Annotated in this window: 15 protein-coding genes; 4 read left to right on the top strand and 11 right to left on the bottom strand. The window is 71.9% G+C overall.

Annotated elements, in window-relative coordinates; all coding sequences use genetic code 11:
- Positions 1-4 precede the first annotated feature (4 nt).
- The 7 genes from QSK18_RS31230 to QSK18_RS31200 all read right to left on the bottom strand — a co-directional run bounded on the left by QSK18_RS31230 (position 5) and on the right by QSK18_RS31200 (position 8892).
- Positions 5-1747, bottom strand: a complete 1743-nt coding sequence (locus QSK18_RS31230) for a DEAD/DEAH box helicase (RefSeq protein WP_269809646.1) — start codon at positions 1745-1747, stop codon at positions 5-7.
- Between the two features lie 269 nt (positions 1748-2016).
- Positions 2017-3330, bottom strand: a complete 1314-nt coding sequence (locus tag QSK18_RS31225) for an MFS transporter (RefSeq protein ID WP_285626721.1) — start codon at positions 3328-3330, stop codon at positions 2017-2019.
- A gap of 114 nt (positions 3331-3444) precedes the next feature.
- The gene (locus QSK18_RS31220; protein WP_232809069.1) at positions 3445-3750 is read right to left on the bottom strand and encodes a DUF3039 domain-containing protein; all 306 of its coding nucleotides are present in this window, start codon (positions 3748-3750) and stop codon (positions 3445-3447) included.
- 31 nt (positions 3751-3781) lie between these two features.
- Positions 3782-4348, bottom strand: coding sequence for a YqgE/AlgH family protein (locus tag QSK18_RS31215; protein WP_232809070.1), 567 nt, complete (start codon positions 4346-4348; stop codon positions 3782-3784).
- 100 nt (positions 4349-4448) lie between these two features.
- Positions 4449-5843, bottom strand: coding sequence for an NAD-dependent malic enzyme (locus QSK18_RS31210; protein WP_232809071.1), 1395 nt, complete (start codon positions 5841-5843; stop codon positions 4449-4451).
- A 98-nt stretch (positions 5844-5941) separates the two neighbouring features.
- On the bottom strand, positions 5942-7756 hold the full coding sequence (locus QSK18_RS31205) for a putative bifunctional diguanylate cyclase/phosphodiesterase (RefSeq protein WP_285626564.1): 1815 nt from the start codon (positions 7754-7756) through the stop codon (positions 5942-5944).
- Positions 7757-7878: 122 nt separating this feature from the next.
- The gene (locus QSK18_RS31200) at positions 7879-8892 is read right to left on the bottom strand and encodes a LacI family DNA-binding transcriptional regulator (protein WP_232809073.1); all 1014 of its coding nucleotides are present in this window, start codon (positions 8890-8892) and stop codon (positions 7879-7881) included.
- Positions 8893-9136: 244 nt separating this feature from the next.
- On the opposite strand from QSK18_RS31200, the gene QSK18_RS31195 reads away from it, so the two are divergent.
- On the top strand, positions 9137-9475 hold the full coding sequence (locus tag QSK18_RS31195; RefSeq protein ID WP_232809074.1) for an L-rhamnose mutarotase: 339 nt from the start codon (positions 9137-9139) through the stop codon (positions 9473-9475).
- A 57-nt stretch (positions 9476-9532) separates the two neighbouring features.
- Here QSK18_RS31195 and QSK18_RS31190 read toward each other — a convergent pair whose 3' ends face one another.
- Both QSK18_RS31190 and QSK18_RS31185 read right to left on the bottom strand, forming a co-directional pair.
- The gene (locus tag QSK18_RS31190) at positions 9533-11113 is read right to left on the bottom strand and encodes an MDR family MFS transporter (RefSeq protein WP_232809075.1); all 1581 of its coding nucleotides are present in this window, start codon (positions 11111-11113) and stop codon (positions 9533-9535) included.
- On the bottom strand, positions 11110-11601 hold the full coding sequence (locus QSK18_RS31185) for a MarR family winged helix-turn-helix transcriptional regulator (protein ID WP_232809076.1): 492 nt from the start codon (positions 11599-11601) through the stop codon (positions 11110-11112). Before QSK18_RS31185 ends, QSK18_RS31190 begins: the two co-directional genes overlap by 4 nt.
- A gap of 126 nt (positions 11602-11727) precedes the next feature.
- Here QSK18_RS31185 and QSK18_RS31180 point away from each other — a divergent pair, with 126 nt between their 5' ends.
- Both QSK18_RS31180 and QSK18_RS31175 read left to right on the top strand, forming a co-directional pair.
- Positions 11728-12240, top strand: coding sequence for a MarR family winged helix-turn-helix transcriptional regulator (locus tag QSK18_RS31180; protein WP_285626557.1), 513 nt, complete (start codon positions 11728-11730; stop codon positions 12238-12240).
- Between the two features lie 217 nt (positions 12241-12457).
- The gene (locus QSK18_RS31175) at positions 12458-13864 is read left to right on the top strand and encodes a dihydrolipoyl dehydrogenase family protein (protein WP_285626554.1); all 1407 of its coding nucleotides are present in this window, start codon (positions 12458-12460) and stop codon (positions 13862-13864) included.
- A 230-nt stretch (positions 13865-14094) separates the two neighbouring features.
- On the opposite strand, the gene QSK18_RS31170 is transcribed toward QSK18_RS31175, so the two are convergent.
- On the bottom strand, positions 14095-15654 hold the full coding sequence (locus QSK18_RS31170) for a DEAD/DEAH box helicase (RefSeq protein WP_285626551.1): 1560 nt from the start codon (positions 15652-15654) through the stop codon (positions 14095-14097).
- A 318-nt stretch (positions 15655-15972) separates the two neighbouring features.
- On the bottom strand, positions 15973-17298 hold the full coding sequence (locus QSK18_RS31165) for a D-arabinono-1,4-lactone oxidase (protein ID WP_285626548.1): 1326 nt from the start codon (positions 17296-17298) through the stop codon (positions 15973-15975).
- Between the two features lie 137 nt (positions 17299-17435).
- On the opposite strand from QSK18_RS31165, the gene QSK18_RS31160 reads away from it, so the two are divergent.
- Complete coding sequence (locus QSK18_RS31160; RefSeq protein ID WP_232809081.1) at positions 17436-18650, top strand: amino acid deaminase/aldolase; 1215 nt, start codon at positions 17436-17438, stop codon at positions 18648-18650.
- Positions 18651-18660: the final 10 nt, after the last annotated feature.

Here is an 18660-nt window from a genome sequence, read left to right as displayed (position 1 = left end):
GGCCCTACTTCTGCCCGACGAACCAGCGCCGCAGCGTGTCGATGCGCTCCTGAAGCTGCTCGGCACTGGCCTTGGCCACCTCGGGGCCACCGCACGCGTCGCGGACGTTGCTGTGCACCACCCCGTGCGGCTGGCTGGTGCGTCGCGACCAGGCCCCGACCAGGCTGTGCAGTTCTTTGCGCAGCGCGGTGATCTGCCGGTGCCCGGTGACCTCGGTCGGTTCGGGAGCGGCCGCGGCCGGCTTGTTCTTGCTCCGGGCCAGCTGGTCGGCCTGCCGCTGCCGCAGCAACGTGGTGACCTGGTCGGGCTCGAGCAGGCCGGGGATGCCGAGGAAGTCCTCCTCCTCCTGGCTGCCGACCTCGGCGTGGGTGCCGAACTCCTGCTTGTCGAAGAGCACCCGGTCGAAGGTGGCCTGCGACTCCAGCGCCTCGAAGGGGGTCTTCTCCAGCTCGCCGGAGGCCTTCTCCTCGCGGTTGGCTGCGGCGAGCAGATCCTCCTCCGGGTACTCGTCCTCGGCGGTTTCCTTCTTCGGCCGGTCGAGCGCGTGGTCGCGCTCCACCTCCATCTGGGCAGCCAGGTCGAGCAGCACGGGAACGCTGGGCAGGAACACCGACGCCGTCTCACCGCGCTTGCGTACCCGGACGAAGCGCCCGATGGCCTGCGCGAAGAACAGGGGTGTGCTGGTCGACGTGGCGTACACGCCGACCGCCAGCCGGGGCACGTCGACGCCTTCGGAGACCATCCGGACCGCGACCATCCAGCGCGAGGTCCCGGCCGAGAACGCCTCGATCTTGTCCGAGGCGCCGTCCTCGTCGGAGAGCACCACGGTCGGCGACTCGCCGGTGATCTCCTTCAGCGTGCCGGCGTAGGCGCGGGCCGTCTCCTGGTCGGTGGCGATCACCATGGCCCCGGCGTCGGGCACCCCGCGGCGCACCTCGGTGAGCCGCTTGTCCGCGGCCGCCAGCACCGACGGGATCCACGAGCCCTGCGGGTTCAGCGCGGTGCGCCAGGCCTGGCCGATCATGTCCTTGGTCAGCGGCTCGCCCAGGCGCGCGGCCACCTCGTCGCCCGCGCTGGTCCGCCAGCGCATGGCCCCCGAGTAGGCCAGGAACATCACCGGCCGCACGACTCCGTCGCGCAGCGCGTCGGAGTAGCCGTAGGCGTGGTCGGCCCGGGAGCGGCGGATGCCCTCCGCGTCCTCCTCGTACTCCACGAACGGGATCGGGCTGGTGTCGGACCGGAACGGGGTACCGGTGAGCGCCAGCCGCCGGGTGGCCGGGTCGAACGCCTCGCTGACCCCGTCACCCCAGGTGAGCGAGTCACCGGCGTGGTGGATCTCGTCGAGGATGACCAGCGTCTTGCCGGCCTCGGTGCGCGCCCGGTGCAGCAACGGCTTCATCGAGACCTGGGCGTAGGTGACCGCGACCCCGTCGAACGAGGCGCCGTGGGCGCCCTGGGCGTTGCTGTAGTTCGGGTCGAGGTGAATGCCCACCCGCTGGGCCGCGTCGGCCCACTGCCGCTTCAGGTGCTCGGTGGGGCAGACCACGGTGACCCGCTGGACGACCCGCCGCTGCAGCAGCTCAGTGGCGATGCGCAGGGCGAAGGTGGTCTTACCGGCGCCCGGGGTGGCCACCGCGAGGAAGTCACGGGGGTTGGTGGCCAGGTACTTGTCCAGCGCCTCCTGCTGCCAGGCGCGCAGCTTGGACGAGGTGCCCCAGGCCGCCCGGGCCGGGAACGCCGGGGGCAGCTGCGAGGCCGCGGCCGAGCTGGCGTGGGCCGGGCTGGAGGGGCCCGGGCCGGTGTCGAAGAGCGATGCCGGGTTGGAGCCGGGGGTCACGCCGCCGTCCTCTCTGGTGTTCTGCGGATCTGCCGGTGCCCCGACGGATTTCGGACCTGCGGAGTGCCGCTGCCGGCCCATGATCGGCTCGTGGTGGGTCTCGTCATCGGCTCACGAGGCTACCTGCTGCCGGCCGTCCCGGTGCGCCGCCGGCACGATGACGCAGGCCACGACGAACCTCACACAGGTGCTGAGGCCGGCCTCGCGCGGAACCCGGCCAGGGCCACCAGCAGGGCGAACGCCCCACTACAGACCCACATCACGGTGAACAGCCGGGCATCCCCGCCGACCGGGTCGTGCCAGGCGGCGAATGCGGCCCCGGTCAGCCCGATGCCCAGCGCCGCGCCGAGTGCGTCGGACAGCTGCAACGCAGAGGAGTTGCGGCCCTCCTGACCGGCCTCGCTGTAGCGCAGGGTGAGCACGCCGGTGCTGGACATGGCCAGGCCCATGCCTACGGCGCAGCAGGCCCACAGGGGTAGCACCAACCAGCCGGAGGCGGGCGGGCGGATGAGCAGGGTGAGGCAGAACAGCGCTGCGGAGATCAGCAGCGCGCCGGAGACGAAGAGCAGATGCCGGGGTATGCGCATAGAAGGCCGCCCCTGGATGTACGAGCCCACCGTCCAGCCCGCCACACCGCCGGTGAGCACCAGCCCCGCATGGGCGGCGGAGAAGCCGTGCTGACTGGTCAGCATCAGGGGCAGGAACGACTCCGCCCCGAAGAACATGCCGGCGAACAGCCCGCGCAGGGCGATCACCGTGGGCAGGCCGCGCCCCAGGCGCAGCGTGCCGCGCGGCGCCAGCGGCCGGAACCCGGCCACCACCAGCGCCAGGCCGACCGCCACCGCGAGCACGGTCAGCACCGCCCCCAGGCTCTGCGCCTCGCCCAGACTCCACTGCAGACCGAGCACCCCGGCGGTGACGGCCACACCGCACAGCGCCCGACGGCGCAGGTGCGAGCGGGTCAGCCCGGCCGGGTCTCCCGGTTCACGGGTGGGACCGGAGCGCAGCCGGGGCACCAGGGCCAGGGCCGGCGGCACCGCCAGCGGAACCACCAGCAGGAACACCAGGCGCCAGCTCACCGCCTCGGCCAGCCAGCCGGCCAGCGCCGGGCCGGCCACCCCGGGCACCACCCAGGCGGCCGAGAACAGCGAGAAGACGCGGGGCTGCAGCTCGGACGGGAAGACGTCGGCGACCACCACGTACAGGGCCACCACCAGCAGCCCGGCGCCCGCCCCGGCCAGCGCACGGCCGGCCAGCAGCACCGGGTAGACCGGGGCCAGACCACAGATCACCTGACCGGCGCCGAACAGCACCAGCCCGGTGACCACCGGCCAGCGGGTGCCTGCGGTGTCGCACCAGCCGCCGGACAACGTGACCCCGAGCAGCTGCGCGGCGATGAAGGCGGAGAACGCGAAGCCGTACTCGCGCACCGCGTCCAGGTCGCGGGCCAGCACCGGCATCGCCGTGGACACCGCGATCGCCTCGAAGGCGATCAGCGTGATCAGGGTGATGATGCCGGCCAGGCTCGCCCAGTAGGGGGCCAGCGAGGCGGGCGCCGGGTTCGGCGCCCCGGCCTCGGGGCCCTGCGAAGGAAGACGTTTCAGGGGTTACTTGCCGCCCTCGTCGTCGCCCCCGCCGTGCTGCAGACCTTCGTAGATCTCCTTGCACATGGGGCACACCGGGAACTTCTTCGGGTCGCGCCCGGGCACCCAGACCTTCCCGCACAGGGCCACCACCGGCTCACCGGAGAGCGCCGACTCCAGCACCTTCTCCTTGCGCACGTAGTGCGCGAACCGCTCGTGGTCGCCGGGCTCGACCTCCTGCTCGACGTGCTCGCGCTCGAGCAGGCCGGTGGTCGACCCCTCCGGGGAGGACATCGGGTCCAGCTGGGGTTCGGGGTACGGCGTGGTCATGGCGTGCGAGTCTACGCCCGATCCCGGCGTCTCAGTTCATCGTCGGATCGTCCGGATAGGTGGACACCAGGGCCAGTTCACCGCGCTGGCGGCGCAGCACCTCGCCCCACAACCGCTCGGGCCGGTCGGTGAACGCGTCCCGCGGCTCGGAGTCGACCACGAACCAGGCGCCGTCGGCGATCTCGCCCTCCAGCTGCCCGGCCGCCCACCCGGCGTAGCCGGCGAAGATCCGCAGGCCGGCCAGGCCGGGCACGATCACCTCGGGCGGGGCGTCCAGGTCGACCAGGCCGATCGACCCGATCAGCAGGCGCACCCCGACCGGCTCGGCGCCCTGGCCGGGCATCGCGACCAGCCCGAGCGCCGAGTCGAGCTGGACCGGGCCGCCCTGGAAGAGGCGGCCCGGTGCGGTCGTGTAGGGCTGCCAGGCCGGCAGCACGGACGAGACGTCCACCTCCATGGGCCGGTTCACCACGAGCCCGAGGGCGCCGTCGTCGCCGTGGTCGAGCATCAGGATCACCGTCCGGCGGAAGTTCTCATCCTCGAGCGTCGGGCTGGCGACGAGGAGGCTGCCGCTCAGCCGACGCGTCTGGATGGGCATATGCACATCATCAGGGTCGGGGACGGGTGCACGCAGCCCAAGACGCAGACAGACTCACCCATGACACCGGGTGAACCCTGTGAGGATGCCCACAGCGACCTCACGCCCGGTGGGCCACCGCGGCGTCGTGCACGGCTCTGGCCACCACGGCGCTCACGTCCGGGTGGAACACACTGGGGACGATGTAGGCGGCGTTGCGCTCGGAGTCGGTCACCACCCCGGCGAGGGCCTCGGCGGCGGCCAGCAGCATCGGCGTGTTGATCGTCTTGGACTGGGCGTCGAGCAGACCGCGGAAGACCCCGGGGAACGCCAGGACGTTGTTGATCTGGTTGGCGAAGTCGCTGCGGCCGGTGGCGACCACGGTGGCGTGCTGCGACGCCTCGACCGGGTCGACCTCGGGCACCGGGTTGGCCATCGCGAAGACCACCGCGTCCTCGGCCATGGTGGCGATGTCGGCGCCGGTGAGGATGCCCGGGGCGGAGACCCCGACGAAGACGTCGGCCCCGGCCAGCGCGTCCTTCAGCGAGCCGGTGACGCCCCGCGGGTTGGTGTTCTTGGCGGTCCAGTGCAGGTTCTCCGGCAGGCCGGGACGGCCCGGGTGCACGACCCCGTCGATGTCGCAGACCACCACGTCGGACGCGCCGGCCGCGATCATCAGCTTCAGGATCGCGGTACCGGCCGCCCCGGCGCCGGACATCACGATCCTGACCTGGGAGATGTCCTTGCCCACCACCTTGAGGGCGTTGGTCAGGGCGGCCAGGGTGACGATCGCGGTGCCGTGCTGGTCGTCGTGGAAGACCGGGATGTCCAGGGCCTCCCGCAGCCGCTCCTCCACCTGGAAGCAGCGCGGGGCGCCGATGTCCTCCAGGTTGATCCCGGCGAACACCGGGGCGATCCGGATCACCGTCTCGACGATCTCGTCCACGTCCTGGGTGTCCAGGCAGATCGGGAAGGCGTCGATGTCGGCGAACCGCTTGAACAGCGCGGCCTTTCCCTCCATCACCGGCATCGCCGCGAGCGGCCCGAGGTTGCCCAGGCCGAGCACGGCCGAGCCGTCGGTGACCACCGCGACGGTGTTGCGCTTGATGGTCAGACGGCGTGCGTCCTCCGGGTTCTCGGCGATGGCCTGGCAGACCCGGGCCACGCCCGGGGTGTAGACCAGCGAGAGGTCGTCGCGGTTGCGGATCGGCACCTTGGACTCGATCCGCAGCTTGCCCCCCAGGTGCATGAGGAACGTGCGGTCGGAGACCTTGCCGATGGTGACCCCGGCCAGCCCGCGCAGCGAGGCGATCACCTCGGGCACGTGGTCGCCGCCGCGGGTGGCGCAGGTGACGTCGACCTGCAGACGGTCGACCCCGGAGGCGGTCACGTCGAGCGCCGTGACGATCGCCCCGGCGTGCTCGATGGCGTGCGTCAGCTCGCTGACCGCGGTGGAACGGGCCGGCAGTTCCAGCCGGACCGTGATGGAGGAGGAAACACTAGGAGCGCTCGGCATGCGCTCCATTGTGGCCTGTCCGGACAGTTCCGGTGACCATTGTTCGTTGAGTTATCAGGCCCGGATCAGGACACCGGTCGGGACATTCACCGGGACATTCACCGGGACAGGATCTGCAGCAGCTCGCCGGGCTCGGCGTCGATGAAGCCCTGGTACTCGTCGCAGCCCATCTCCCGCAGGATGCCGAGGGTCTCGGCGTCCTCCACCCCCTCGGCCACCACCAGCAGGCCCATCCCGTGGCCGAGACCGAGCACCGAGGCGACGACCGCGCCGGCGGTGAGGTCACCGGCCAGGTCGGCGACGAACGAGCGGTCCACCTTGAGCACGTCGACCGGCAGCTCGCGCAGGTACTGCAGCGACGACCAGCCGGTGCCGAAGTCGTCCAGGGCGATCACCACGCCCAGCGCCTTGAGCTCGTGCAGCACCTGCCGGGCGCTCGCCGGGTCGTCGGAGAAGGCGTGCTCGGTGACCTCGAGCACCAGCCGGTGCGGGGCCACCCCGGACTCGGCCAGGGCCCGGGCGACGGTGCGCACCAGGCGCCCGCTGACCAGCTGCTTGGCCGAGACGTTGACCGCCAGGGTCAGCCCGGCCGCCGCGGGCCCCAGGTCGGCCAGGTCGGCCAGCGACTGGCGCAGCACCCACTCGCCCAGCTCGACGATCCGCCCGGTGCGCTCGGCGATCGGCAGGAACACGTCCGGGGCCAGCACCCCCAGCTCCGGGTGCCGCCAGCGCAGCAGCGCCTCGACCCCGGTGACCCGGCGCGCCCCGCAGGTGCGCCGGCTCTGGTAGACCAGCTCCAGCTCGCCGTCGCCGACCGCCCGGCGCATCGCGGTGGCCAGCTCCAGCCGCTCCTCCACGTTGTCGCGCAGATCGGCGTCGAACAGCTCGTAGCGCCCTCGGCCGCGGCCCTTGGCGTGGTACATCGCGGTGTCGGCGTCGCGCAGCACGCTGCCCACCGGGTCGTCACCGGCCGGCGCCGAGTCCACCACGGTGATGCCGACGCTCACCCCCGGCGAGACCTCGGCGTCGCCGATCACGATCGGCGTGTCGAGCACCTCGATGATCCGGGTGGCCATCGCGACCGCGTCGGCGACCGCGTCCACCGCCATCACCACCACGAACTCGTCCCCGCCGAAGCGGGCCACCAGGTCGGCCGCCCGGCACCGCTGGCGCAGCCGCTGGGCCACGGCCAGCAGCACCTGGTCGCCGACGGCGTGCCCGAGCCCGTCGTTGATGTCCTTGAAACCGTCCAGGTCGCAGAACAGCACCGCGAGCCGGCCCTTGGGGCCCGGCGGACGCGAGGCCGGCCCGAGCCGGCCGATCGACTCGGCCAGCCCCTCCATCAGCACGGTGCGGTTGGGCAGGCCGGTCAGCGAGTCGTGGGTGGCGCGGTGGGTGAGCTCACCGGCGTCCGTCTGATCGGGCTCGAGCAGGCGGTTCACCGCGACCAGCCCGCGCGGGCCGCCGTTCTGGTCGTACAGCGCGGCGACGGTCGAGGAGATCTCGACCTCCCGGCCGGAACGCCGGCAGACCTGCCGGACCACCCCCTGCCATCGCCCCTGCACGTGCACCTGGCGCCGGGCGACGGCCTGGTCGCCTTCGGCGTAGACGGTCTCGACCAGCTCGCTCAGCCGGCAGCCGACCGCCTCGGCCGCGCTGATCGCGTACGTGCGCTCGGCCGCCGCGTTCCAGTGCGTGATCGTGTCGAACCGGTCGAGGCCGATCACCGCGTCGGGCAGGATCGGCAGCAGGGAACCCACCACGTTCAGCGGGTCGGGCTGAGGATGCGGGCCGGGGTGGAGCCCCGGTCGCACCTCGATCGCCCGCGTCGGCATCGGGGCCAGCGCGGGCACAGCGTGAACCGGGGGCGCCAGTCGCAGCCCTCGGTCCTGATTCAGCTCGGATCGCGTCACGATGCAGCACACGGTATCGTCCGTGTCGCATTCTGTAACGACGATTGATCCGGAATCGCCCGTTACCCGACCTGGGAACTTGCCGTGATCGCACCTGTGGGCAGCGCGGCGGCCGCGCCGGACTAGGAGCGAATCGTGGATTCCCGGACAATCAGCTCGGGCAGGTAGACCACCTGCCGGTGCCGGTGCACCCGGCCCGCCCCCTCGGCCGCCTCGGTCTCCTCGGCCAGCAGCTCGGCGGCGGTGCGACCGATCTGGTGGCGGGGCTGGCGCACCGAGGTGAGCGGCACGGCGGCCGCGGCGGCGAACTCGATGTCGTCGTAGCCCACGATCGCCAGGTCTTCCGGCACCCGGATCCGCAGCCTGGTCATCTCCTGCAGCAGCCCCAGGGCCAGCAGGTCGTTGGCGCAGAAGGCGGCGGTGGGGCGACGCGACGCGGGCATCCCGGCCAGCCGCTGGCCCGCGGCCCGGCCCTCGGCGACGGTGAGCGCGGCAGTGGGAAGGACCGACGGCTCGGCCCCCTGGACCGCCTCCTGGAACCCGGCGAGCCGGTCCTGCACCTGGCCGACCGACTCCGGGCCACCGACGAAAGCGATCCGCTCGTGGCCGCTCTCGCGCAGGTACTGCCCGGCCAGCCGGCCGCCGTACACGTCGTCCACCGACACCGAGCAGTACTTCTCCCCGCCGGTGCGGTCGACCAGCACCACCGGCACGCCCACCCCCGGCGGCAGCGACGCGTCGACGCCGGCCGGGTTGACCGGGGTGACCAGGACCCCCCGCACCCGCTGCTCGAAAAGCAGCTCCAGATACTCGTGCTCACGCTGGCGGCTGTTGTCGCTGTTGCACAGGAAGACCGCCAGCCCGGCGTCCCGGGCGGCCTCCTCGACGCCGCGGGCCACATCGGTGAAGAACGGGTTCGCCGCGTCCAGCACCAGGTAGCCGATCGTGCGGCTGGCCCCGGCCCGCAGGTGCCGCGCCGACTCGTTGCGCACGAAGCCGAGCCGCTCGATCGCGGACTCGACCCGTGAGCGGGTCGCCGCGCCCACCCGGTCGGGCCGGTTGAGCACGTTCGAGACGGTGCCCACCGAGACGCCGGCCGCCGCCGCCACGTCCTTCACACTGACCGAAGCGGCCACCGAACTCCCTTGTCCGCGCGAATCGGCCCCGAATCCGGGCCGAGACCGAGATTGAAACGCCTCAGACCGATTTTGACCAGCACCACCGGCCACCCGCCCGAGCCGAACCGGCCCGCCGGGCCGACACCGACGTCCACAAGCAGTAAACCTTGACGCATCCACGATGCGGCCCATAGCGTCACCGGACCTGAATCGTTTCAAGCCTACCCTGTCAGATCCCGCCGAACACGGAGTGGTGTTTCGCATGAACCGGTACTGCTTCCTGCTCCAGGTCCGCCCCGAGCGACTGGCCGAGTACAAGGAGCGTCACGCCGCGGTGTGGCCCGAGATGCTTCGGGCCCTGGCCGATTCCGGCTGGACCAACTACTCCCTCTTCGCCCGCCCGGACGGCCTGCTGGTCGGCTACGTGGAGGCGCAGGACCTGACCGCGGCCCAGGAGGCGATGGCCCGCACCGAGGTGAACACCCGCTGGCAGGCCGAGATGTCCGAGTTCTTCGTGGGCCTCGACGGCCGGGCCCCGGACGAGGGTTTCCTGCTGCTCGAAGAGGTCTTCAACCTCGAGGACCAGCTCGGCCGCGGATAGCCGTGCGGCGGGGCCACCGGGAGAACCGGTGACCCCGCCGCGAAGCGGTGGATCTGATCAGGCCCGGGCCTCTTCCCGGGCCTCGGTCGCCGCCGGGGTCATCGAGACCGTCTTGCGCAGGGCCACCTCTTCGATGAAGAACGTGGCGATCAGCCCGACCACCCCGACCAGGGCGGCCACCAGGAAGATCCGCGCGGTGCCGTCGCCGTAGGCGGCGCGCACCACCTCGGCCACCGGCGCGGGCAGGCTCTTCACGTCGAGCGTGCTGCCCCCGGAGGCGGCCGCCGAGGCGTCCACCCCGATACCGGCCAGGCCACTGGCGATCAGCGAGCCGACGTGGCTGGCCAGGATCGCCCCCAGGACGGACACCCCGACCGCACCACCCAATGAGCGGAAGAACGCGATCACCCCGCTGGCGGTGCCGATCTCGGTGGAGTCCACGGTGTTCTGCACGGCCAGGACCAGGTTCTGCATCGAGGCCCCGACGCCGGCCCCGACCAGGACCATGTAGAAGCCGATCAGCACCAGCGAGGTGGTGTGGTCGATGGTGGCCAGCAGGCCGAACCCGACCACCAGCAGAGCCACGCCGCCGACGATGTAGCGCTTGTAGGCGCCGGTGGAGACGATCAGCCGGCCGACGATCGTGGTGGAGACCATCAGCCCGAGCATCATCGGCATGGTCAGCAGACCGGCCTCGGTGGGCGAGTAGGAGCGGGCCACCTGGAAGTACTGGCCCAGGAAGACCGAACCGCCGAACATCGCGATACCGACGGCCAGAGAGGCGATCACGGCCAGCAGGGTGGTGCGCTTGCTGATGATCGACGGGGGGACCACCGGCTCCTTGGCGCGGCGCTCGACCACCACGGCGGCGGCCAGGACGACCAGGGCGCCACCCAGGAAGGCGGCGGTCTGCCAGGAGAACCAGGCGAAGTCGTCACCGGCGAAGGAGACCCAGATCAGCACGGCGCTGACGGCCCCGGCGATCAGCGTGGCGCCGGCCCAGTCGATCGAGGCCTTGCGCGGGCGGTACTCCAGGTGCAGCGTCTTCTGGATCAGGCCGAGGGCGATCACGGCCAGCGGCACGCAGACGTAGAAGCACCAGCGCCAGCCCAGGCTGCTGTCGACGATGACGCCACCGATGAGCGGGCCGCTGATCGTGGCCAGGGCCATCACCGAGCCCAGGTAGCCGTTGTAGCGACCACGCTGACGCGGCGGGATCATCGCGCCGATCACGGTCTGAGCCAGGGCGGTGATGCCACCCATGCCGATGCCCTGGATCACCCGGAAGCCGATCATCTCGCCGACGTTCTGCGAGGCCCCGGCGGCCGAGGAACCGATCACGAAGATCACGATGGACAGCTGCAGCAGCAGCTTCTTGTTGAACTGGTCGGACAGCTTGCCCCAGATCGGGACGGTGGCGGTCATCGCCAGCAGGGTGGAGGTGACCACCCAGGTGTAGGCGCGCTGCGAACCGTCCAGATCGGCGATGATCGTGGGCAGGGCGTTGCTGACGATGGTCGAGCTGACCATGCCGACGAACAGGGCGGCGAGGATGCCGACCAGGGCCTCGACGATCTGCCGGTGCGACATCTCGGCGTGTTCGTGCTGAGCCGGCGGATTCACCGTGCTGGAACTCATGCGTGGACCTTTCCCGAAGTGCTGTGGGCCACCCCGCCGGTGGGATCGCTCTCGTTGGTGACGTGCTGGAAGGCTTCGTCCAGGCGGACGAGCTGCGCGCACAACTGCCGCACCTCGCCGTCGGACCAGTCGTGGAGGGCCCCGGTGACCAGGGCCACGCGCTGGGTGCGCAGCTGGGCCAGGCGCTCGGCGCCGGCCTCGGTGACGTGGGCCAGCCAGGCCCGGCCGTCCTGCGGGTCCTGCCGGCGGCCGGTCAGGCCGGCTGCCTCCAGGACCGCGAGCTGACGGCTGACCACCGAGGTGTCGACCCCCAGCAGCTCGGCCAGGCCGGACGAGCGCACCTCACCCAGGCTCTGCACCTGGCTCAGCATCATCAGGGAGCTGAGCGAGATGCGGTCGGCCTGGCGGCCGGTGAGCGCCTTCATCGAGCGGCCCAGCGACTGCAGCTGCTGGAAGAGGTCGGAGACGGCCTCGGCGGTGACGGGCACGGCAGCCCCTCTCGTTTATTTGCTTGCCTCACACAACTATAGGCGGAACGGTTGCGTGCGGCAACTAATTCCCCCGTCCGGAGGCCGGGCCGGGCCGACCACGAAGTGCGCTTATAAGCTGGCGGGGTGTCAGCAGCTGATCCCCAGCACCACCCGGCGGCCACCTCCGAACCCGACCTGGGCCCCAGCACGGATGCGACGGCCCGCGCCTACGTCACCATCGAGCAGGAACTCACCGTGCTCATCCGCCGGGCCCGCGGCTTCTCGGCGCAGATGTCCCGGGAGTTCCATCCCGACCTGGAGCCGGGCGCCTACGCGATGCTGCTCTGGCTGGACGACGTCGGCTCGGCCCGGATGACCGAGATGGCGGCCTACTTCGGGATCGGCAAGCCGACCGTCTCGCGGCAGCTGCAGCTGATGGAGAAGCTCGACCTGATCACCCGCGAGGTCGACGAGAACGACCGGCGGGCCCAGCGGCTCACCCTCACCGAGAACGGCGCCACGCTGGTGCACCAGGCCCGCGCGGCCCGGCGCAACAGTTTCAAGGTGAAGATGGCGCACTGGAGCCAGGACGACCTCGACCGCTTCGCCGGGCTGCTCACCCAGCTGAACGAGGACCTCAGCCGCCCGGCCGGGTGAGCAGGTCCAGGGCCTGTCCTGTGGATCAGCGCCGTAGCGAGGAGGTGCCCGGTGACGGCCTGGGCGTGCCCGGTGGGCGCCCTCGTAGTGTTTCTACGTGGGCGCCCGCCGGGCGCGTCCAGGCTGCCCACCGGGTGCCCCGCAGTAGGCGACTGATCCACGGGACAGGACCTAGGGTCGTTCCCGACCAGGAGACCGACGGATTTGGGGACGCACTGTGGCCGGGAACGACGAGTTCGACGTGATCGTGATCGGGGCCGGGCCCGCCGGTGAGAACGTGGCGGCCCGGACGGTGGCGGGAGGGCTCAGCACCGCCATCGTGGAACGGGAGCTGGTCGGTGGGGAGTGCTCCTACTGGGGCTGCATCCCGAGCAAGACGCTGATCCGTCCGGGTGACGTGATCGCCGCCGCCAAGCGGGTGCCCGGGGCCGACGCGGCCGTCACCGGCACCATCGACGTGCAGGCGGCCCTGGCCCGCCGCGACTACATGACCTCGAGCTGGGACGACTCCGGCCAGGTGCCGTGGCTGAACGACAGCGGCATCGCCCTGGTGCGCGGTCACGCCCGGCTCACCGGTCCGCGCACGCTCACCGTCACCGACTCCGAGGGCGGCACCCGCACCCTCACCGCGAACCGCGCGGTGGTGCTGGCCACCGGCACCAAGGCGGTCGTCCCGCCGATCCCCGGGCTGGCCGAGGCCGACCCGTGGACCAACCGCGGGGTCACCGAGATGAAGGAGATCCCCGAGCGTCTCGTGGTGATCGGCGGCGGGTTCGTCGGGGCCGAGATGGCCCAGGCGGTGCGCCGGCTCGGCGCCTCCGAGGTGACGGTGCTGGAGGGCGGGCCGCACCTGCTCTCCCGCGAAGAGCCGTTCGCCGGTGAGGAGGTGGCCAAGGCCTTTGCCGCCGAAGGTATTTCGGTGCGCACCGGGGTCAAGGTGACCGCGGTCGCCCGGGCCGAGGACGGCACGGTCACGGTGACTCTGGACAACGGCGACGAGATCACGGCGGACGAACTGCTGGTCGCCACCGGGCGCAAGCCGTTCACCGACGACCTGGGTCTGGACGCGGTCGGCCTGGAGCCGGGCAAGCCGGTCGAGGTCGACGACCAGCTCGTCGCCACCGGCCTGGACCAGGGCGACGAGCCCTGGCTGTACGCGGTCGGCGACGTGAACGGCCTGGCGCTGCTCACCCACATGGGCAAGTACCAGGCCCGTCTGGTCGGCGACATCCTGCTGGGCAAGGAGGCCCGCGACCGTTCCAGCCGGGACGTGGTGCCCCGGGTGACCTTCACCGACCCGCAGGTCTGCGCGGTGGGCCTGACCGAGAAGCAGGCCCGCGAGCGCGGACTCGACATCCGGGTGATCAGCTACCCGACCGGCGGGGTGTCCGGCGCGACCACCTCGGGCGACGGCATCGAGGGCACCAGTCAGATCATCGTCGACACCGCCCGCGAGGTGATCGTCGGGGCCACCTTCACCGGGCCGGGAGTGTCGGAGCTGCTGCACTCGGCCACGATCGCGATCAGCGCCGAGGTGAAGATGCAGGACCTCTGGCACGCCGTGCCGAGCTTCCCGACGATCAGCGAGGTCTGGCTGCGGCTCATGGAGGCCTACGGGCTTTAGGTCGTGTCCTGCGGACCACTCGCCTACTGCGGGGCACCCGGTGGGCAGCCTGGACGCACCCGGCGGGCACCCACGTAGAACCACTACGAGGGCGCCCACCGGGCACGCCCAGGCCGTCACCGGGCACCTCCTCGCTACGGCGCTGATCCACAGGACACGCCCTAGACCGAACCACAAACTAAGGACGCCCGACAGCACTAGGGCTGTCGGGCGTCCTCTAGTTGGTTGGATCAGTTGGAAGGGGCCTGCTGACGCGGAGCCCGCGCCGGACGGCTGCCCGCCGGGCGACCCCGGCCGGCACCGTTACCACGCGGGGCGCCACCCTCACGGTGACCACCGCCGCTGTAACCGGCTCCCCCACCGCCGGACCGGCGACGCTGACCGCCGCCGGCACCCCCGGTGCCCCGGCGCTCGGAGCTGCGCTGCGGCAGAGCCCGCACCACGACGGCCTCGCCGGACTCGGCCAGCTCACGGACCACGGCGTGACCCGGGTGCACCGAGTCGGTGGTCGCAGTGACCGAGGCGTCCCGGTGCAGCCGGCTGATCTCGCGGGACTGGCCCGGCTCGGCGAACGCGACCACGGTGCCCCGGGCCCCGGCGCGCGCGGTGCGGCCGGACCGGTGCAGGTAGTCCTTGTGGTCGCCGGGCAGGTCGTAGTGCACGACCAGGTCCACGTCGTCGACGTGGATGCCCCGGGCGGCCACGTCGGTGGCGACCAGGACGCGCGGCGAGCCGGCGGCGAAGGCGTCGAGCGCCCGCTGCCGCTGGTTCTGGTTCAGGTTGCCGTGGATCGCGGTGGCCTCGGCCCCGGCCCGGGACAGCTGGCGGGCCAGCCGGTCGGCGCCGTGCTTGGTGCGCACGAAGAAGATGGTGCGCGCCGGGCGCACCGCGATCTCGCTGGCGACCAGCAGCTTCTCGGCCGGGCCGCTGAGCGCGAAGACCTTGTGGTCCATCGCGGTGGCGGCGTCGGTGGTCGGCTTGACCGCGTGGAACGCCGGGTCGGTCAGGTACTCGGTGACCAGCTTGTCCACGCCGCCGTCGAGCGTGGCCGACAGCAGCAGGCGCTGCGCGTCGGCCGGGGTGGCGTCGAGGATGCGCCGGACCGCGGGCAGGAAGCCCAGGTCGGCCATGTGGTCGGCCTCGTCGAGAACGCTGATCTCGATCTGCGACAGGTCGGCCGCGCGGCGGTCCATCAGGTCGATCAGGCGGCCCGGGGTGGCGACCACGACGTCCACGCCACGACGCAGGGCGTCCATCTGGCGGGAGATCGACAGGCCACCGACGACCGTGGTGACGCGCAGGCCCAGCGGGCGGGCCAGCGGGTTCAGCGCCTCGTTGACCTGGCGGGCCAGCTCACGGGTGGGCACCAGGATGACGGCGCGCGGGGTGGCCGCGACGCGCTGCTTGGGCTCGGCGGCCAGGCGCGCCAGCACCGGGATGCCGAAGGCCAGGGTCTTGCCGGAACCGGTCTGGGCCCGGCCGAGCACGTCGCGCTTGGCCAGCGCGTCGGGCAGGACCCGGGTCTGGATCGCGAACGGCTTCTCCATGCCCTCACCGGCGAGGGCCGAGACGAGCTGACGGGGCAGGCCGAGCTCGGCGAACGACTGCTCGGCCGGGGCCGGGGCCTCGGCGGCGGCGATCAGGGCCTGCTCGAGCGGGCTGGGGCCGGCCTGCGGACGGGGACGCCCGGAGGAACGACGGGGACCACCCGGACGACCACCCGAGGAACGACGGGAGTTCCCGCCGAAACGGGACGCGGACGTGCGGGGACGATCAGAGGTGTACGGCATGTAGTGCGACTACTCCATCGGTGTGCATGAGGCCACGCCGTTCGGAGACGCCGGGCCCCGCGTACGGGGCACGACCTGAGGCTCCGGCGGCCGGCTGCGGCCTTGAGACAGTGCCGCGGGAGCGGCCGTGTCTGTGATGGAGCGACTCTTTACGTGCGACCACGCGGGCGGCTCGCCCGCGAGAGCGGCGGCGCAGATCGCGACGCCAGGGTGGTTAGCGTAGCAGTGACTAGATTTCTTCCCGGCGCCGACGATCTTGCCGGGACCTGTCCGGCTCGCGAACCGTGCGTGACCTGTGATCACCCGGTGCCGGTGGGCTCACTCCAACGGCCCACCGGGCCGGCCGAGCACCCGGTCGAGGTAGGCGTTGGAGAACAGCCCCTCGGGGTCGAGCCGGTCACGCAGCGCAGCGAACTCGTCGAGCAGGGGGTACACCCGGCGCAGGGCCTCGGCGTCCAGGCCGTGGATCTTCCCCCAGTGCGGCCGGCCGCCGTAGTCGGCCATGATGCGCTCGACCGCGCCGAAGTAGGCGCTGTGGTCCGAGCCGGCCGGAACGTGCACGGCGATGAAGGCGGTCTCCCGCCCGGAGGCCATCGACAACGGGATGTCGTCCGGTGCCAGCACGCGGATCTCGACCGGGAAGGGGATCCGCCAGCCGGAGCTCTCCACCGCGTCCCGCACCCGCCGCATCGCCTCCGGCAGGGCCGCCCGCGGGATCGCGTACTCCATCTCCTTGAACCGGACCCGGCGGTTGGTGGTGAAAACCCGCTCCGAGCGGTCGGTGTAGGTGCGCGAGCCCCAGAACCGCACGGCCACCCGGTTCAGCGGCACCACGGCGGCCGGGACCCGCCGGCCGGTGGCCACCATCACCCGGAACACGTCGTTGGCCATCAGTTCCTCGTCGAACCAGGTACGCATCCGGCCCAGCGGCGCCAGCCCCTCCTCCAGCGGCCGCCGGGTCTTGTAGCGGGTCTGCACCCGGTCGGTGTGGGGGAACCAGTACAGCTCGAAATGGTCGATGCCGTCGGCCAGTTCGCCGAACTGGTCGAGCACCTCGAACAACGGGCGGGAGACCTCCTCGACCTCCAGCGCGAAGGCCGGCACGGTCTGCAGGGTGACGTTCGCGACCACCCCGAGCGCCCCCAGGTTCACCCGCGCGAACTCGAACACGTAAGGGTTCTCGGCGGCCGAGCAGCGCAGCACCTCACCGTCGGCGGTGACCAGTTCGAGCGCGCGCAGCTGGGTGGAGAAGGCGCCGTGCCGGGCGCCGGTGCCGTGCGTGCCGGTGGCCAGCGCCCCGGCCACCGTCTGACGGTCGATGTCGCCGAGGTTGGTGATCGCCCGCCCGGCCGCGCTGAGCAGGTCGTTCAGCCGGTGCAGGGGCATTCCGGCCTCGACCGTGACCAGGCCGGTGGTGGTGTCGAGGCTGAGTACACCGGCGTGCCGGTCGAGGCGCACCTGCACGTCTTCCGGGCAGGCGATGCCGGAGAACGAGTGGCTGGAGCCGACCGGGCGCAGACGCCGGCCCTGGGCCGCGGCCTCCCGCACCGCATCGGCGATCTCGGCGGTGCCGCGCGGGCTCACCACCGTGCAGCCGGCTCGTTCGCATCCCGCCCAGTTGGACCACTCGGCCGCACCGTTCACCGCGACGCCCCCATCAGCCGATGCAACGAAATAGGACAAGCGTTCAGATCGCCATAGCTTGACCCTCCCGACCAGGCGAGTCAACGGTTTCCGGCAACCGCTTGACCGATTCGCGGCGATACGTCGACGCTTGCCCCATGACCGCGCCCCCCTCCCCCGAGGCGACCAAGGTCCGGCTGGACACCGCCACGGCCCACCTCGACCCACCGGTCGCGGTGGTCGACCTGCCCGCCCTGGACGCGAACGTGGCCGATCTGCGGCGCCGGGCCGCGGGTAAGCCGATCCGCCTGGCCAGCAAGTCGATCCGGTGCCGCGCCGTGCTCGAGCGGGTGCACGCCGAGCCGGGTTTCGCCGGCGTCCTGGGCTACACCCTGAGCGAGGCGATCTGGCTGGCCACCGATCCCACCCACCCGTTCGAGGACGTGGTGGTCGGCTACCCCACCGCCGAGCGGGAGGCCCTGCGGCGACTGGCGGCCGACGAGACCGCCCGGCAGCGGGTCACCCTGATGGTCGACTCGGCCGAGCAACTCGACTTCGTCGACGCGGTAGCGCCCGGCCATCCGGAGTTCCAGGTCTGCCTGGATCTGGACGCCTCCCTGCGGGTGGCCGGCGGGCGGGTGCACATCGGCACCCGTCGCTCCGGCGTCTTCACCGCGGAGGACGCGCGGGCGATGGCCCGTACGATCGGCGCCCGGGCGGGTTTCCGGCTGACCGGCCTGATGGCCTACGAGGGGCAGGTCGCCGGTCTGGGCAACCGCCCTCCGGGCAAACCTCTCTACGGCCTGGCCGTCACTGCGATGCAAGCGTTTTCGGTGCGCGAGCTGGCGCAGCGGCGCGGCGAGGTGGTTGCTGCGGTGAGCGCCGAGTATCCGCTGCGCTTTGTGAACGGCGGTGGCACGGGCAGTTTGGAGACGACGGCGGCCGAGGCGGCGGTGACCGAACTGACGGCCGGGTCGGGTCTGTACGGGCCGGGCCTCTTCGACGGCTACCGGCACTTCAGCCCGGCTCCGGCCGCCCTGTTCGGCACCGACGTGGTCCGCCGTCCCGGCCCGGGGTTCGTCACCGTCACCGGTGGCGGCTGGATCGCCTCCGGCCCGGTCGGCACCGACCGGGTGCCGATTCCCACCTATCCGCAGGCTCTTTCGCTGATCAAGACGGAAGGAGCCGGCGAGGTGCAGACGCCGCTGCACGGGGCCGGCGCCGACGCTCTGCAGATCGGCGACCGGGTCTGGTTCCGGCACGCCAAGGCCGGCGAGCTGGCCGAGCACGTGGCCGCCCTCCAGCTGGTGGCGGCCGACGGCAGCACCCAGGAGGTACCCACGTATCGTGGCGAGGACAAGCATTTCCTCTGAGTCCTGATCC

The sequence above is a fragment of the Kineosporia sp. NBRC 101677 genome (assembly GCF_030269265.1).
GTDB lineage: Bacteria > Actinomycetota > Actinomycetes > Actinomycetales > Kineosporiaceae > Kineosporia > Kineosporia rhizophila.
Note: the sequence above shows the minus strand (reverse complement) of the source record. Positions and strands in the feature narration are given on the sequence as shown.